Source organism: Sporanaerobacter sp. (genome assembly GCF_047830725.1).
Classification (GTDB): Bacteria; Bacillota; Clostridia; order Tissierellales; family Sporanaerobacteraceae; genus Sporanaerobacter.
Genome location: NZ_CP181252.1, coordinates 438,311 through 453,852 on the forward strand (window position 1 = coordinate 438,311; position 15,542 = coordinate 453,852).

17 protein-coding genes and 6 tRNA genes are annotated in these 15,542 nt (G+C 33.0%); 2 read left to right on the forward strand and 21 right to left on the reverse strand.

Features of this window, described 5'->3' with window-relative positions; translation table 11 throughout:
* Window positions 1-363: a GntR family transcriptional regulator gene (locus ACFWUA_RS02125; RefSeq protein WP_416198529.1), complete on the reverse strand. Its 363-nt coding sequence runs from the start codon at window positions 361-363 to the stop codon at window positions 1-3.
* Window positions 364-555: 192 nt separating this feature from the next.
* Window positions 556-852, reverse strand: coding sequence for a hypothetical protein (locus ACFWUA_RS02130; RefSeq protein WP_416198530.1), 297 nt, complete (start codon window positions 850-852; stop codon window positions 556-558).
* A 152-nt stretch (window positions 853-1,004) separates the two neighbouring features.
* Here ACFWUA_RS02130 and ACFWUA_RS02135 point away from each other — a divergent pair, with 152 nt between their 5' ends.
* Window positions 1,005-1,139, forward strand: coding sequence for a DUF1657 domain-containing protein (locus tag ACFWUA_RS02135; protein ID WP_416198531.1), 135 nt, complete (start codon window positions 1,005-1,007; stop codon window positions 1,137-1,139).
* Between the two features lie 20 nt (window positions 1,140-1,159).
* Here the strand turns inward: ACFWUA_RS02135 and ACFWUA_RS02140 are convergent.
* From ACFWUA_RS02140 to ACFWUA_RS02205, 14 genes are all read right to left on the reverse strand, one after another.
* Window positions 1,160-1,236 (reverse strand) — tRNA-Arg (locus tag ACFWUA_RS02140).
* A gap of 51 nt (window positions 1,237-1,287) precedes the next feature.
* Window positions 1,288-1,551, reverse strand: coding sequence for a hypothetical protein (locus ACFWUA_RS02145; protein ID WP_416198532.1), 264 nt, complete (start codon window positions 1,549-1,551; stop codon window positions 1,288-1,290).
* A gap of 30 nt (window positions 1,552-1,581) precedes the next feature.
* Window positions 1,582-2,385 carry a metallophosphoesterase gene (locus ACFWUA_RS02150; protein WP_416198533.1) on the reverse strand — a complete coding sequence of 268 codons (804 nt, stop codon included), beginning with the start codon at window positions 2,383-2,385 and terminating at the stop codon, window positions 1,582-1,584.
* 58 nt (window positions 2,386-2,443) lie between these two features.
* Window positions 2,444-2,527 (reverse strand) — tRNA-Leu (locus tag ACFWUA_RS02155).
* A gap of 3 nt (window positions 2,528-2,530) precedes the next feature.
* A tRNA-Lys gene (locus tag ACFWUA_RS02160) sits at window positions 2,531-2,606 on the reverse strand.
* Window positions 2,607-2,750: 144 nt separating this feature from the next.
* A tRNA-His gene (locus tag ACFWUA_RS02165) sits at window positions 2,751-2,827 on the reverse strand.
* 12 nt (window positions 2,828-2,839) lie between these two features.
* Window positions 2,840-2,916, reverse strand: a tRNA-Arg gene (locus ACFWUA_RS02170).
* 7 nt (window positions 2,917-2,923) lie between these two features.
* Window positions 2,924-2,997, reverse strand: a tRNA-Gly gene (locus ACFWUA_RS02175).
* 321 nt (window positions 2,998-3,318) lie between these two features.
* The gene (locus tag ACFWUA_RS02180; RefSeq protein WP_416198534.1) at window positions 3,319-3,795 is read right to left on the reverse strand and encodes a metallophosphoesterase; all 477 of its coding nucleotides are present in this window, start codon (window positions 3,793-3,795) and stop codon (window positions 3,319-3,321) included.
* Window positions 3,770-4,402: an XTP/dITP diphosphatase gene (locus ACFWUA_RS02185; protein WP_416198535.1), complete on the reverse strand. Its 633-nt coding sequence runs from the start codon at window positions 4,400-4,402 to the stop codon at window positions 3,770-3,772. The genes ACFWUA_RS02180 and ACFWUA_RS02185 overlap by 26 nt, the downstream gene beginning before the upstream one ends.
* The gene (gene rph, locus ACFWUA_RS02190; RefSeq protein WP_416198536.1) at window positions 4,395-5,171 is read right to left on the reverse strand and encodes a ribonuclease PH; all 777 of its coding nucleotides are present in this window, start codon (window positions 5,169-5,171) and stop codon (window positions 4,395-4,397) included. The genes ACFWUA_RS02185 and rph overlap by 8 nt, the downstream gene beginning before the upstream one ends.
* A gap of 109 nt (window positions 5,172-5,280) precedes the next feature.
* Window positions 5,281-6,300, reverse strand: a complete 1,020-nt coding sequence (locus tag ACFWUA_RS02195; protein WP_416198537.1) for a GerMN domain-containing protein — start codon at window positions 6,298-6,300, stop codon at window positions 5,281-5,283.
* 59 nt (window positions 6,301-6,359) lie between these two features.
* Complete coding sequence (locus tag ACFWUA_RS02200) at window positions 6,360-6,884, reverse strand: DUF2179 domain-containing protein (protein WP_416198538.1); 525 nt, start codon at window positions 6,882-6,884, stop codon at window positions 6,360-6,362.
* A 51-nt stretch (window positions 6,885-6,935) separates the two neighbouring features.
* Window positions 6,936-9,017, reverse strand: coding sequence for an N-acetylmuramoyl-L-alanine amidase (locus tag ACFWUA_RS02205; RefSeq protein WP_416198539.1), 2,082 nt, complete (start codon window positions 9,015-9,017; stop codon window positions 6,936-6,938).
* Between the two features lie 175 nt (window positions 9,018-9,192).
* Between ACFWUA_RS02205 and ACFWUA_RS02210 the strand changes: the two genes are divergently transcribed.
* Window positions 9,193-9,357, forward strand: a complete 165-nt coding sequence (locus tag ACFWUA_RS02210) for a hypothetical protein (protein WP_416198540.1) — start codon at window positions 9,193-9,195, stop codon at window positions 9,355-9,357.
* Between the two features lie 48 nt (window positions 9,358-9,405).
* On the opposite strand, the gene ACFWUA_RS02215 is transcribed toward ACFWUA_RS02210, so the two are convergent.
* From ACFWUA_RS02215 to ACFWUA_RS02235, 5 genes are all read right to left on the reverse strand, one after another.
* The gene (locus ACFWUA_RS02215; RefSeq protein WP_416198541.1) at window positions 9,406-11,100 is read right to left on the reverse strand and encodes a peptide ABC transporter substrate-binding protein; all 1,695 of its coding nucleotides are present in this window, start codon (window positions 11,098-11,100) and stop codon (window positions 9,406-9,408) included.
* Window positions 11,101-11,419: 319 nt separating this feature from the next.
* A complete protein-coding gene (locus ACFWUA_RS02220) occupies window positions 11,420-12,385 on the reverse strand; it encodes an ABC transporter ATP-binding protein (RefSeq protein ID WP_416198542.1) in 966 nt (321 codons plus the stop codon).
* A gap of 2 nt (window positions 12,386-12,387) precedes the next feature.
* The gene (locus tag ACFWUA_RS02225) at window positions 12,388-13,422 is read right to left on the reverse strand and encodes an ABC transporter ATP-binding protein (protein WP_416199161.1); all 1,035 of its coding nucleotides are present in this window, start codon (window positions 13,420-13,422) and stop codon (window positions 12,388-12,390) included.
* Window positions 13,423-13,432: 10 nt separating this feature from the next.
* On the reverse strand, window positions 13,433-14,380 hold the full coding sequence (locus ACFWUA_RS02230; protein WP_416198543.1) for an ABC transporter permease: 948 nt from the start codon (window positions 14,378-14,380) through the stop codon (window positions 13,433-13,435).
* Window positions 14,381-14,393: 13 nt separating this feature from the next.
* On the reverse strand, window positions 14,394-15,311 hold the full coding sequence (locus ACFWUA_RS02235; RefSeq protein ID WP_416198544.1) for an ABC transporter permease: 918 nt from the start codon (window positions 15,309-15,311) through the stop codon (window positions 14,394-14,396).
* Window positions 15,312-15,542: the final 231 nt, after the last annotated feature.

The following is a 15,542-nucleotide window of genomic DNA, read 5'->3' on the forward strand; positions in this document are numbered from 1 at the left end:
CTATTCCTCCTTTTTTTTGTTGTCCAATATTATTTCAACTATCTCTTTATATTCAAAACCCAATTCCTTCATTTCGGAAATAAAGTTGTTGACAATGTCTAATGCCATACTTTTTTTCAAATTCTTAATTATTTCTGTATCTTCTATGACAAAAGTCCCCATTCCTCTTTGAGTAAAGACTAGATTTTCTCTTTCAAGTTCTTGATAAGTCCTCTGGACTGTATTTGGATTTACCTTTAATTCTGATGAAAGTTCTCTAACTGATGGCAATTTATCACCTCCGTTTATTTCCCCTGAAACTATTTTCTTTTTTATATAATTCATTATCTGTATATAGATAGGTAGCTTATCATCAAATTCCATTTTTTCACCTCCGTGAATATCGTTGTATGTTAGTGCACTAACTATATAGTACACCAATGCACACCCAGTGTCAATAGAAAAAACAAAAAAGGCTTCCATTGAAATCATTAAATTTAAGGAAACCTTTTTTTTAAAAATCATATATCTAAAAATTATATATATGTTCCGGTCAAACCATTCACAATTTTGTTTCTATTTTATTTTTTGTTTTTCTGCTCTTGGATCAGATACCACTTCATAGCCACCCATAGCAGCAAATGAAATCAATATAGCATTTATTATGGTAAGTACCACACCTTGAACTCCATTACCTGATTTTGCAAATACGAAAGTCAATATAAGGGATATAAGAAAAGTATAAAGTCTTACGGCACCATCTCCAAAGCCTTTCTTTACGAAACCTTTGGTAAACTGTACTATGATACTAGTAGCAACTACCAGCCCTGTAAAAGTGCCTAAAACATCTGGGGTCATAAAATTGTCATACATATCTTCACCACCATATTTTTATTATATATAAATAATATTTTGGCAAAGACCTAAATATGACAAAATTTAAAGTGTGAATATAAAAATATATTTTTATATAAAAAATTTTGAGTATATCTATTGCTGATGCTAATTCATGCTGTTACGCTACTATGGCACAAGCAACTGAAGATCAACAAGCAAAACAAATGTATGAAAGAATGACTTCTGAAATAGACAATCATCTTCAATATTTAGAAGGTAGATTAGATTACCTAAATCAAAACAATAAACTTAATCAACAATAATGAGATTATAATATGAATATTGGCGCGCCCTGAGGGACTCGAACCCCCGACCAACTGATTCGAAGTCAGCGACTCTATCCAACTGAGCTAAGGGCGCAAGAAGAACTAATTCCATTATAAATGGAATTAGTCCTTTGGTCAAATACATTTACATATCAAATTCCATCTTTTTAACTACTATGCCATCTATTTTCTCCAATGCTTCTTCAAATTCAGCAAGTTTTTCATCTTCTCCTACTACAAAATCTAACAATATAATACCCATCTCACTACAAATCTTTTTAGATGGATCAGTATCATGAACTCCCACACGTGTTTTGATATAACAGCCATATTCAGTGAGTATTCTTTGAAGTTCTAATGCAGTATCACTTCTTCCACCAACTTGAATTCCTAATATAGCTTTTTTCATAAGCAACACCCCTCATAAGATTATTTTAAATTATTTATACCCCTTTTTTATGGCAATATTACTTATTTGAATTCTATTTAAAAATCGAATAGGAAATACACTATTCCCAAGACCACTATCTATATATAAGGTAGTATTCCCTATTTTAAACAATCCTTTATCATGTTTTGGAAAATATCCTTGTCCTGGTGCCACTATAGCTCCAATTATAGGAAATCTAACCTGTCCTCCATGGGTATGCCCTGCAAGAATTAAATCTTCCTTGCCTTCAGAATAGGATATAGGTCTATTAGGGGAATGAGAAAGCAATATAGTATAGCTTTTTTCATCTATCCCATCTAATGAATTTTTATAATCATTTTTATCTATATAAAAATTTACTCCACATATATTCATTTCTGTATTATTTATATGAACTCTAGTATTTTCATTTTCTAATACAAAAATACCCATTCTTTTTAAAATTTCAACAAATTCCTTACCTCTATTATTCCTTATTTCATGATTTCCCCAGACAAAATATATTTTATCAGTTATATTTTTTAAATCTCTTATCATACTTATTGAATAATCAAAATCCTTAGTCTTTGCATCTATTATGTCTCCTGTAAGAACTATAATATCGGGATTTATACTTTTAATCTTTTTTATAAATCTTTTTTTATTTATAAATCTATTGTTGTGAAAATCTGAAACTTGAACTATTTTTATATCATCTTTTATTTTTTCACTATTTAGTTTTACCTCGTTTACTTTAAAAAAACTAATTTGTATATAAATATATGCAACTAATATTATAGCTAGAAAAATAAATATAAAAAATTTCATTTTCATTCCATATTTTCCCTCCCAGTTCAGGGTAATAAAAAAATTGGCCTTCGCCAATTTTTTATGGTGCGGGAGAGAGGACTTGAACCCCCACGTCAATGACACTAGATCCTAAGTCTAGCGCGTCTGCCAGTTCCGCCACTCCCGCAAGTGGTGACCCATCGGCGACTCGAACGCCGGACACCCTGATTAAAAGTCAGGTGCTCTACCGCCTGAGCTAATGGGTCATGTTTTTTAAGTTTATCACAGTATCTATTTTGTTGTTTTGATGATAATTGGTAATTCGGACTAAGCGATTCACACAAAATCGAAATACACGATTTTGGTTCTCTGCTTATACCGCCTGAGCTAATGGGTCATGTTTTTATATATGGGGTGGATAGTGGGATTCGAACCCACGACCTCCAGAGCCACAATCTGGCGCCCTAACCAACTAGGCCATATCCACCATATCTAATATTGGTGCACCTAGGAGGATTCGAACCCCCGGCACACGGATTAGAAGTCCGTTGCTCTATCCAACTGAGCTATAGGTGCTCGTATCTGGAGCGGGTGAAGGGAATCGAACCCTCGCTGCTGGCTTGGGAAGCCAGTGCTCTACCACTGAGCTACACCCGCAAAATCTTAGGCTTGCTACTAGGTACTTATTCAGTGCCTTTTAGCAACTGTACCACTAAGCGATGTACACAAAATCGAAATGCAGTGCTCTACCACTGAGCTACACCCGCAAAATCTTAGGCTTGCTACTAGGTACTTATTCAGTGCCTTTTAGCAACTGTACCACTAAGCGATGTACACAAAATCGAAATGCACGATTTTGGTCCCCTGCTTATACCACTGAGCTACACCCGCACTGCTCAAAATGTTTTGCCCCCAAGCTTTTCCGCTAACAATTTAAAATTATAGCAGATAAAAAACGGCTTGTCAATATATAAAAAATTATATTTCTATTATTTTTGATATTATTTTTTCTTGTATTTCTAAAATCCCAAAACTCTTTCTAGACATATTTCTCGGAATAGTTGGACTACCTGGGTTCATGAAAAGTATCCCATCATATTCTTCAATAATAGGAGTATGAGTATGTCCAAATAAAACTACATCTGCTCCTTCTTCTTTAGCTTTGTAAGAAAGACTAAATAAATCATATTTTACATTGTATTTATTGCCATGAGTCAAAAATATTTTCTTTCCATTTATATTTAGTATTTCCTCCTCATTAACTCCTTCACGGTCAAAATCACAATTTCCTTTTACTCTTATAGTATCTATATTCATTTGCCTTTCTATTTCAAAAGAATCATCTACATAATCACCTAAATGTATTATAAGATCTGGTTTTTCCAATATCTTTGCAAATTGTATAAACTTATCTATCTTTCCATGAGTATCACTTACTACAAATATTTTCACCATTAGTCGCCCCTATAATATTCTTTAGTTCTTTTTTTAATTCTTCCAAAGCTTTAGCTCTGTGGCTTATTTTGTTTTTTACATCTTCTCCTAGTTCTGCAAAAGTCTTGTTATAGCCATCTACTATAAACAATGGATCGTATCCAAAACCACTATCTCCTTTAGATTCAAATCCTATCTTTCCTTTACACTCTCCATATACAGTTTTGACTTGTTTATCTTCTGTGACTATAGCAATAACCGTTTTGAAAGTTGCAGTACGCTCTTCTAAAGCTACACCTTCCAATTTTCTTAAAAGTTTTTTATTGTTTTCTTCATAAGTAGCATTTTCTCCTGAATATCTTGAAGAATAAATTCCAGGTTCTCCACCCAATTTGTCCACAAAAAGACCTGTGTCATCAGCAATAACTATTCCATCTACTTTTTCTGAAATAGCCATTGCCTTTTTTATTGCATTTTCTTCCAATGTAGTCCCATCTTCTTCAACTTCAATATCTCCAAGACCTAAATCATCTTTAGAGTATATGTTTACAGGCAGTCCTTTTAATATATCTTTTATTTCCTCTACTTTATGAATATTTCCAGTAGATAGAATTATTTTCTTATTCATTTTGGTTTTCTCCTTCCATATTGCTAGGCTTTTTACCTACAAGTTCTCCTATTTCTCCTAAAGAGTTTTTTTGCATTGATATAATCTCTCTATTGCCCTTTCTTGCCAATGAAATTAAAGTATTTAATTCTTCTATTGAGAAAGTATTTTCTTCTCCTGTTCCTTGAATCTCAACAAATCTATCATCATCCGTCATAACTATATTCATATCTACATCCGCCTTAGAATCTTCTTCATAACATAAATCAAGCACTGGAACTCCTTTAACTATACCTACACTTACAGCTGAAACAAAATTTTTAATTGGAATATATGGAATTTCACCTTGTTTGTAAAGTACATAAAATGCATCTACAAGAGCTACAAAAGATCCTGTAATAGAAGCAGTTCTTGTGCCACCATCAGCTTGAATTACATCACAATCTATGCAAATAGTTTTTTCTCCTATAACTTTTAAATCAACTACGCTCCTCAAAGCTCTTCCTATAAGTCTTTGTATTTCTTGAGATCTTCCCTCTACTTTTCCTCTAGAAGAATCCCTTACCTTTCTTATGATAGTCGAACCTGGTATCATAGAATATTCTGCTGTTAGCCAACCTGTATTTGTACCCTTCAAAAAAGGAGGAATTCTATCATCTATCATGGCAGTACATATGACCTTGGTTTCTCCCATCTCCATAAGTACTGAACCTTGTGGATGCTTTAAAAAATTTCTAGTAATATTTATTTCTCTCAATTCATCATATTGTCTTTTGTCTATTCTATCCATCAAAACATCTCCTATATTTAATGTTCATTATTTATGATAACAAAAAAGCAATTATTTTTCTATATATAATGAAATTTTACTCACAAAATAAGCTGCCCAATTTGGCAGCTTAATATTCATTTGCAAAAGCAGGTATTGTTTCATTGTAATCAACTTGTATCCCTGCTTCCTCCAATGTTTTACCTTCAACTAGCAATTCAACTTTTTCTATCTTTTCAAATTCACTTAGTGTAAGTCCTATACTTTTAGATATTTCATCAAATATATACTTTTCATTTATTGAATCTATGGAATTAAAAGATAAATCTACATAAGCTACTCCATCCCTTATTTCTATGCCCTCTAAAGTTACCCCTTGTGGAATACTAGAATAAAGACTTGCCTCAGCTGGAGGGCCTTTAAACAATTCTTCCAATGCTGTAAACACATTGGGCATTGGAGCAAGAGTTGGAATGGTTACAGGTATAAAATACTCAAATTCTTCATTTCCATTTCCTTTAAAGTATACTACCACTTTCGATCTATATTCTTCTGAATTTTTCACAAGATTTATATCTTCTCTCCTCATTGGTCCATTTACCTGCATTCCATATTTAAAAACAGGTGCGGAATTTCCTTCTATCAAAAATTGTACTTCTTTTATAGCAGGAAATTCTGTGAGTGTATATACTACACCTTTAATTAAATTTTCTTCATCTTTTTCCGATTCGTAATTTAAAATTTCTTTTGAAAAATCAACTTTACAAATTCCTGTTTCTCCATCAATAGTCATACCTCTTATTTCAGTACCAGCAGGTATTATGGGAATAAGCCCAGTTTGGTCTAAACTTTCCCTCAAAGAAGGACTATCAATCATATTTTTAAGAGCTAATTTTGCAATACCCTCTTCCCAAGGAATTTTTTTCATCACAGGAACCAGAAAACCTTCAGCATTTTTAAAATAAAGCACTGTTTCTCTCAAACCTTCATCTTCTGTCATATCGTATTCTTCACTATCACTTCTGATTATCTCTATATCATCATCTTTTGAAAAAAGTCCTTTAAAACCGCCTTTTCCGCTGCAAGCACTTAAATTAATTCCGATAGCTAAAATAAGTACAATAAGTAAAATTTTCTTTATATTGTCCATCTCCCCAACCCTCCTTAGCTTTTCTAATACATTATATTAGACGGCAGGGGATACTATGATTATTTCTTTTTTATTGGAACAAAATAGCCACCACTGACAGGCTTTATACTATTTACAGTTATAAATGCATCTGAATCACTTTCATATATTATTCTTTTTAAACTATCTAAATCTTTTCTATTTAGTGCAATATTTAAAATTTGTCGTGTTCCTTCTTTTCCATAGCCTTCAACTACTGTGATTCCAAATCCTTCTTCTCTCAATTTATTCAAAAGTTCTTCATTTTGAGTGCCTTTAAGTATGACTTGAGCAAATAAATTTCCCAAGGCAACCTTTTCTTCTATAGTTATACCTACAAAATTTCCACAAGCAAATCCCAATGCATAGGCAAGTAAATTTCCCGGATCGCTTAATCCATTGACAACTTTTCCAAGAGCCATTACATATATGATTATTTCAAAAAATCCTATAACAGCCGCTTGAGCTCTTCTTCCTTGTACTACCATCAAAGTTCTAAAAGTAGACATGGATACATCAGCAATTCTAGCAAAAAATATTAATAGATAGCCTGAAAATGTTCCCATTTTTTAACCTCCATAATATATATTTAAACAAGCGGAGAATTCTCCGCTTGTTTAGTATTCAGCAAAATATCTTTCTATACCCTTTATTATACCATCTACAACCCTATCTTGGAACTCACTATTTGTAATAAGTTTTTCATCCTCTAAATTACTTATAAATCCAACTTCAATCAATGCCGCTGGCATATTAGAAGTTCTAAGTACTGCTAGATTTGGCCTTTCTACCATCTTTTTATCTTGAAATCCTGTAGATTTGAGAACTTCTTCATGTATCATTTTTGCCAGTTGGTAGCTACTCCCATCTCCTTCTTTTTTGCTAGGATGATATAAAGTTTGTAGCCCTGAAATACTTTTATCATTATGAGCATTAGAATGAATACTCACAAATATATCTGCATTTATTTTATTTGCAATATCTGTTCTATCATATAGCCCTAAGTAAGTATCATCATATCTTGTCATTTCAGTATTGTATCCCAATTCTCTCAATCTATCATTTAATTTATTTGCAATACTTATAGTCACGTTTTTTTCATAATAGCCATTTTGGGAAATTGCTCCTGGATATTTTCCTCCATGACCTGGGTCTATAACTATAAGCCTTTCTTTAGGTTCAATTTGGGAATCTCTTGCAAACTTTATCTTTATTTCACTATCTACTTCCTTTGATAGCACAGCATACTCTATGCTCTTTTTAAAATAAATTTCCACTTTACTATTTCCAGAGTTGTCACTTATAACTATTCTATCTATAAAATTATCATTCACATTTATTGTGCCATTTGTTAAGTTTGCATTTTCTTTTGGTATATTTATTTCCATGATTTTTCGTAAAGTATCATAGTTTGTAGTATATCTGGTTTCATTCTTCGCCATGATAGAAAAGATCTTTTCACTGCCATTGTTTTCATATTTAATTCCTTCCCAAGGATTTTTATCTGGCATAACGATTATCCTATTTCCATCACTTGATATTTTTATATTGGGATCATTTATTCCATCCTTAATATCAAATACTACTCTAACCACTTTATCATCAGGTTTGTAGAGACTATCTGGTGAAAATTGCGAAACTCTAACATTTTTTATGATTCCAAGCTGATAATCATAGCTTATCTGTTTTTCTAAATCTACTGTAGAATCCAAAATATCTAATACAATTCTATTGGGATTGCTAAGTTTTAATGTATTGGTTCTAGAATTTAAGCTATTATATATGACAATTGCTTCTTGCCCATTTATAGTCTCCATTTTTAAGTTTTCTACTTTGTTTAATCTTGTAAATCCAATTTCAATGCTCTTTTCATCTTTAGCTGAAACAATTTTGTATTCTACATTTTCATTTAAATGTATAACTATTCGTGTGATACTTGGATTTGTTGAAAATTGAGAAGCACTAACTTTGTCTACATAAGTTTTTCCTACAGAAATATTAACTATTCCATTTTCATCAAACTTTGAACCATCTTTTAAATTCAATTTAGTATCGGGAATATCTATAACTATTCTTGAAGGATTAGTTAAATCTGTAGCTTGATATTTAAAAGTACTTGAAGCTGATATTTTTATATTTGAATTAGAATCCACTGTGATGCTATTTATTTCAGTTTCATTTATCTCTTTATCTATATCTTTATTTTTCTCTATATATGCTATTCTCTTTTCATTGTCCCATTTCACATTATGCCCTAAAGTTTCTGATACAAATCTTAAAGGTATCATAGTCCTAGAATAGTTTGCATTGGAAGTATTTACAAGCTTTGGAGAGGGAACTCCATTGGGCAATTTTTGTTTTTGCCCATTTATGTATACATAGGAGCTATTTATCCCAAGTACTATTTGCTTTTTAGAATCATTTATGGTTACAGTTTTGTTTTTCCCATTCCAACTGACCTCTGAGCCTAAACTTTCAGCAACAAATCTTATAGGCACCATTGTATAGTCTTTATAAATAAATGGTGGAACATCTGAATTAATAGCTTGTCCATCTACAAGTACAGGCACTGTGGAAACACTTTGTTTCTTTCCATCAATAGTAATAGTAGTATAACTATAATTTTTAGCTGCAATACTAAAAGAACTAAATAATAACAAAACAATCAAAAACGATAAGATGATTCCACATTTTTTCATAAATATTGCCCCTTTCTAAAGCCTCTCTTCTTTATTAATAATCTTAAATAATTTATATCATTAGTGCATTTGCTATGTCAATCAAATAAGCCATTTGTAATCATAATGTAACATAATTTATATGTAAACAGGGCAAAATAGTCTTTACAAAATACATTGAGGAGGTACATTTCAAATGCTTATCAACTGTAGTGAAAATTGCATCTATCAAAATGAAGGAATCTGTACTCTCAACCATGTAACTAACTCTTCAGGAACACCATCAGAAGACTGTCCATATTTTAGAGAAAAAGTGAAAAAATTGCGAAATGGAGAACAATCCCTTAGGAATAGGAAATAAAAAATTGCGACAGTGAGAACCGTCCCCACTGTCGCACAATTTATCAATTTAATGTTCTATAATATAAGCCCATTTGAAATCTATATCTGCTCCAACTGGGAATCTAGCAACATCTTTTACATAAGTTCTTTGAACAAAGTTTCTAGCTCTATAGAATATTGGGAATACTGGCAATTCTTCGGCAAGAATCTTTTCAGCTTCTAGCATAGCGTCAATTCTTTCATCTCCCATGCCTGTTTGAGCTTTCTTTATAGCTGCATCATATTCTGCATTTGACCAGTATGCTGTATTATTTCCTCCACCCGTTACCCACAAATCCATGAATGTAAGTGGATCATTGTAGTCTCCACCCCAACCAGCAAAGGTTGTAGTATAGTCTTTTCTATCATATCTGTCTATACGAAGTTTAAATGAAACTGATTCAATTTGAACTTCTATACCAAGATTTTGTTTCCACATATTCTGAATAGCTGCTGCCTGCTTTTTAGCTGTATCACTTTCACCTGTCAAGAATGTCAAGTGTTTCCCAACTTCTTCCGCAGTAACACCTAATTCTTCCAATGCCTTGTCAAAATATTCTTTAGCTTTTGCTGGATCATATTTTGGTAATATGTGTCCACGATTTTCAGCAAATTCTTTTCCATCTTTTCCTGGCAACAATGTAGGAGTAAGTCCTCCTGCAACTATTGAACCATTTGCCAATACATTGTCAACAAAAGACTGAACATCTATAGCATAAGACAATGCATATCTTAAATTCTTGTTTTGTAGATATTTATCTTCGCAATTGTATTGAATATACCAAGTTGTAGCCTCAGCTAAATTTATGAATTCTTCAGTATCTTTGTAATTATCCAAAAATTCTGGTGGAACTCCAGTGATGTCTAATTCACCAGTTTCATATAGATTTATAGCAGTATTGCTATCCGTAATCATATCTCCACGAATTTCTTGAAGTTTTACATTTTCTGCATCCCAATAGCTTTCATTTTTCTTCAAAACCAATTTTTGCTCATGTTCCCATTCACTAATGATAAATGGTCCACTATATACCATCTTGTCTGCTTCTGATGCAAATGTATCTCCAAAGCTTTCAACAGCAGCTTTTTGTGGTGGTATAAATGTTACGAATGATGTCAAACTCAAGAAAAATGGTACTGGTCTTTCAAGCTCTACTTGCAATGTCTTTTCATCAAGAGCTTTTATACCAACTTGTTCTTTGTCAGTAATTTCTCCATTAAAATACTTGCCAGCATTTTTAATTGCTCCTGTATCTGTAAGTTGATATGAATATTGAGCTGCTACTTCTGGATCAATAGCTCTAAACCATGCATATTCAAAGTCTTCTGCAGTAATTGGTGTGCCATCTGACCATTTTGCATCTCTTAAATGGAAAGTATAAGTTAATTGGTCATCACTTATATCCCAGCTCTCTGCAAGTCCTGGAGAAACTGTTCCATCTGGTTGCAATCTTACAAGTCCTTCATAAACAGCATTTAAAATTTCAATTGATACTTGGTCAGTTGTAGTTTGTGGATCTAGATCTGGTGGTTCTTCACCCCAGTTTAACCTTAAAATTTGTTCATCTGCAAGTTTTTCTCCATCATCAACTACTTCTTCTTCACTTCCACCTTCTTCACTGTTGGCAGGTGGTGTATCTTCATTTTTCCCACAGCCAGTTAAAACAAGTGACAATACCATAGACAATACCAATAGCAAAACTAACCATTTGTGTTTTCTCATGAAGCTTTCCCCCTTATAATTTATATTTTATGCGTTAATGCTCACAATATAAGTTTTCAAGTATCACCTCCTGATATATTGTCTCATTATTTAAACTATTCTAGATATTTTTTAAAAATCCTTCATTTTAAAAAATATTTATTAATAAAAATTAGATTCTTTTCGACATTTTTCTTATATTTATTGTTTTTTTGTAATTTTATAGGCCTATATAATAATTTGATTTAATAAAAGTATAAATAAATTTTAATATATTGTCAAGCTAAAGTACAATCTTATATATTTTTATGTCTTTTATATTAAATACATAACTATTTCTTTATTTAACCATATGACAAGCTACAAAGTGATTAGCCCTCATTTCTTTTAACTCTGGAGTTTCTTTTTTACATATATCTTGAACGTATTTACACCTTCCTTGGAATTTACATCCAGGTGGTGGGTTTATTGGACTTGGCACATCTCCTTCCAATATAATCCTCTGTCTACTCTTTTCTATCGTAGGATCTGGTATTGGCACTGCCGAAAGCAAAGCTTGAGTATATGGATGAAGAGGATAGTCATATAATTCTGCACTTGGTGCAGTTTCAACTATAGCCCCTAAATACATAACTGCTATTCTATCTGATATATGCTTAACCATAGAAAGGTCATGAGCTATAAATAAATATGTCAATCCTAAATTTTCCTGCAAATCCTCAAGAAGATTTACTACTTGAGCTTGAATAGACACATCAAGGGCAGAAATAGGCTCATCACATACAATAAATCTAGGCTCTATGGCCAAAGCCCTAGCTACTCCTATACGCTGTCTTTGGCCCCCACTAAATTCATGAGGAAAACGGCTAGCGTGCTCTCTATTTAGTCCTACCATTTCAAGAAGATCATATATTCTCTTTTGCCTTTCTTCCCCCTCATACAAACCGTGGATGTCAATACCTTCACCTATAATATCCGTAACTGTCATCCTTGGATTAAGAGATGCATAGGGGTCTTGAAATATCATTTGTGCAGTTCTTGTAAACTGTTTTCTATCATCTCTATTTAATTGGCTCAAATTCATACCATCAAATATTACTTCGCCATCTGTAGCCTCATAAAGGCCTATAATAGTTCTTCCAACAGTTGATTTTCCACATCCAGACTCACCTACAAGTCCCAAAGTCTCTCCTTCATCTATGTGGAAATTAATCCCATCGACAGCTTTCAATGTAAGACCTTTCCCCACTTGAAAATATTTCTTTAAATTTCTTGCAATCAATAAAGGTTTCTTTTCTTCAGTCATGACTATTTCGCACCCCCTTGTGCTTCCTGTCTTTCAACTCTTGGTGCCAACTCATGTTCTAACCAACAATGAGCATAATGAGTATCTGATAGATCAAATCTCGTTGGATAGTGATCTTTGCAAATTTTCATAGCATAGTCACATCTAGCTGCAAATGGACATCCTGGAGGTGGTGCAAACAAATCTGGTGGAGTTCCATATATAGGAATTAATCTTTCTTTTTGTGCTCTATCAAGCCTTGGCACAGATTTTAAAAGTCCCCAAGTATATGGATGATGTGGATTGTGAAATACTTCTTCATTAGTTCCACTTTCAATTATAACACCCGCATACATTACAGCTATTCTATCTGCAATCTTCGCAACTACTCCTAAATCATGAGTAATAATGATTATAGATGTATCTAACTTAATCTGTAATTCTTTCATAAGTTCTATTATTTGAGCTTGAATAGTTACATCTAGTGCAGTTGTAGGTTCATCAGCTATGAGTAGTTTTGGATTACATGCCAAAGCTATAGCTATAACAGCTCTTTGCCTCATTCCACCACTAAATTCATGAGGATATTGTTCCGCTCTTTTTTCTGGATTTGGAAGTCCTACAAGTCTAAGCATTTCTATAGCTCTTTCTTTAGCTTCAGCTTTTGACATGTTTTGATGTTTTATAAGTCCTTCCATGATTTGCTTTCCTACTTTCATAGTAGGGTTTAAAGATGTCATAGGGTCCTGGAAAACCATACTTATTTCCTTTCCTCTGACAGTTTCCATCTTTCTATCACTATATTTAACCAAATCCTTACCTTCAAAGAAAATATTCCCTTCTTTTATTCTTCCCGGTGGCATAGGATTTAACTGCATTATAGCCTGAGCAGTAACCGATTTGCCACATCCAGACTCTCCAACTATAGCTAGGGTCTCTCCTCTATCTACGTGAAAACTAACGCCTCTAACAGCTTTAACTTCTCCCGCATAAGTGTCAAAAGAAACGTGCAAATTCTTTACATCTAATAGCAATTTATCATTTTGAGCTTCCACTATTCTTCCCTCCTTATTTTCTCAATCTTGGGTCTAATGAGTCTCTAAGTCCATCACCTAAAATGTTAAAAGCAAGCATTGTTATAGAAATAAGCAATGCAGGGAAGAGCAATTGATATGGATGGATGAGAAGCATCCTCGTACCCCTTTGAGCCAATGTACCCCAACTTGCTATAGGTTCTGGAAGTCCCAATCCAATATAGCTAAGCATAGCCTCTGTAAATATAGCTCCAGGAACTTGGAAAGTTAAATTTATGATTATTGGTCCCATAGTATTTGGTACTAAATGTTTGGTTATAATTCTTGAAGTATCTGCTCCCAATGTCTTGGCAGCAAGTACATATTCCATCTGTTTGATTTGTAGTATCTGCCCTCTAACTATTCTAGCCATTCCACCCCATCCAGTTATGGATATAGCCAAAATAATTGTTCCCAATCCTTGTCCTATAACTACCATAAGTAAAATTACCCATAGTAATTCAGGTATGGAATATATTATTTCTACTATACGCATCATGATCATATCTGTCTTTCCACCTAAATATCCAGATATACCACCGTATATAATACCAATAGTTACATTTATTATTGTAGAAATAAGCGCTATAAAAAGAGAAATCTTAGCACCTTGCCAACATCTTACAAATAGATCTCTTCCTAAATCATCGGTTCCAAACCAATGTTCACTGTCAGGCCCTTTGTTTATAACTGAAAAATCCTGATAATCATATGTCCAAGGTCTCAAATGTGGTCCTATAAAAGCCATAGCTACTACTATAACCAATATAACAATACTCATGATAGCTAATTTGTTTTCTTTAAGTCTTCTCCAAGCGTCTGCCCAATAGGTAAGACTTGGTCTAACTATTTTGTCATAATTCATTTCGTCTTTTCCAACAATTTCAAACATATCTTTAGATAAACTGAGCTTTTCTGGCTGTTTCACATTAACGTCTGACATCTCTTCCCCTCCTTTACTCTAGACGGATTCTTGGATCAACTAATCCATATACAACATCTACTATGAACATCATCACAACTAATATAATAGCGTAGAATACAGTTGTACCCATGATAAGTGTATAATCTTGTTGAGTAATACTTTGAACATAGTGCTTACCTATACCAGGTATTGCAAATATACTCTCTATAACAAAAGAACCTACTACTATTCCAGCTATTGAAACTCCCAATATTGTAACTATAGGAAGAATAGCATTTCTAATAGTATGTTTCCAAGTTACCTGATAGCGAGAAAGGCCTTTGGCTTTAGCAGTTTTTATATAGTCTTGTCCCAATACATCAAGCATACTTGTTCTCATCATTCTCGCTATATAGGCTATTTGCCTTAATCCCAATGCTAATACTGGCATTACATAGTGAGCTGGTGTACCCCATCTAGCGACAGGAAACCACTTCAGTTTAACTCCAAATACATATTGGAAAAGTGCAGCAAATACAAAACTTGGTACTGAAACTCCTATTACAGCTATTACAATTACAAAAAAGTCGAAAAATTTTCCTCTATTGAGACCCGCAATTATACCAAATAGTATTCCCAATATTCCTCCTATAGCTACTGCCATCAATCCTACTTTAGCTGAAACAGGAAAACTTTCCTCTAAAATCGTATTGACTGATCTGTTTTTGTATTTCATAGATATTCCCAAATCACCTTTAAGAAGATTTTTAAGATAAGTTCCATATTGTACTATCAGCGGTTTATCTAGTCCATACTTTTTATTGATTTTTTCCATGATTTCTGGTGGTATCTTTTTCTGATCTGTAAATGGATCTCCAGGTATTGCATGCATTAAAAAGAAAGTAATGGTCACTATAACCCAAATTGTTAAAATGGCCATCCCAGCTCTTTTTAAAGAGTAATTTAACATATGAACACCTCCAAAAAATTTTGTCGAATTTTATTGAATATTGCGATAATTCACTTTGCCTATAGCCCTCCCCCCTTTAAATATCTTTGTAAATTTAGCTAAAGGGTTCAATCCTTCAGTATTTTCTGAAGTTTGATTTAACCCTTATAAAAATCTTCTTTAATTTAAATATTCAGAAATTTGAAAATAGCATGAGTCTTTTGGTTTTTCTTAATATATTACTAGCTTTTA

Excerpts from the sequence above, each read along its gene's own strand:
- ACFWUA_RS02150 (WP_416198533.1), bottom strand. The coding sequence starts at position 2,385 with ATGAAAATGAAATTTTTTATATTTATTTTTCTAGCTATAATATTAGTT.
- ACFWUA_RS02205 (WP_416198539.1), bottom strand. The coding sequence starts at position 9,017 with ATGAAAAAATGTGGAATCATCTTATCGTTTTTGATTGTTTTGTTATTA.
- ACFWUA_RS02135 (WP_416198531.1), top strand. The coding sequence starts at position 1,005 with ATGGCACAAGCAACTGAAGATCAACAAGCAAAACAAATGTATGAAAGA.
- ACFWUA_RS02195 (WP_416198537.1), bottom strand. The coding sequence starts at position 6,300 with ATGGACAATATAAAGAAAATTTTACTTATTGTACTTATTTTAGCTATC.
- ACFWUA_RS02200 (WP_416198538.1), bottom strand. The coding sequence starts at position 6,884 with ATGGGAACATTTTCAGGCTATCTATTAATATTTTTTGCTAGAATTGCT.
- ACFWUA_RS02215 (WP_416198541.1), bottom strand. The coding sequence starts at position 11,100 with ATGAGAAAACACAAATGGTTAGTTTTGCTATTGGTATTGTCTATGGTA.
- rph (WP_416198536.1), bottom strand. The coding sequence starts at position 5,171 with ATGGATAGAATAGACAAAAGACAATATGATGAATTGAGAGAAATAAAT.
- ACFWUA_RS02180 (WP_416198534.1), bottom strand. The coding sequence starts at position 3,795 with ATGGTGAAAATATTTGTAGTAAGTGATACTCATGGAAAGATAGATAAG.
- ACFWUA_RS02235 (WP_416198544.1), bottom strand. The coding sequence starts at position 15,311 with ATGTTAAATTACTCTTTAAAAAGAGCTGGGATGGCCATTTTAACAATT.
- ACFWUA_RS02125 (WP_416198529.1), bottom strand. The coding sequence starts at position 363 with ATGGAATTTGATGATAAGCTACCTATCTATATACAGATAATGAATTAT.
- ACFWUA_RS02210 (WP_416198540.1), top strand. The coding sequence starts at position 9,193 with ATGCTTATCAACTGTAGTGAAAATTGCATCTATCAAAATGAAGGAATC.
- ACFWUA_RS02185 (WP_416198535.1), bottom strand. The coding sequence starts at position 4,402 with ATGAATAAGAAAATAATTCTATCTACTGGAAATATTCATAAAGTAGAG.
- ACFWUA_RS02130 (WP_416198530.1), bottom strand. The coding sequence starts at position 852 with ATGTATGACAATTTTATGACCCCAGATGTTTTAGGCACTTTTACAGGG.
- ACFWUA_RS02220 (WP_416198542.1), bottom strand. The coding sequence starts at position 12,385 with ATGACTGAAGAAAAGAAACCTTTATTGATTGCAAGAAATTTAAAGAAA.
- ACFWUA_RS02145 (WP_416198532.1), bottom strand. The coding sequence starts at position 1,551 with ATGAAAAAAGCTATATTAGGAATTCAAGTTGGTGGAAGAAGTGATACT.
- ACFWUA_RS02230 (WP_416198543.1), bottom strand. The coding sequence starts at position 14,380 with ATGTCAGACGTTAATGTGAAACAGCCAGAAAAGCTCAGTTTATCTAAA.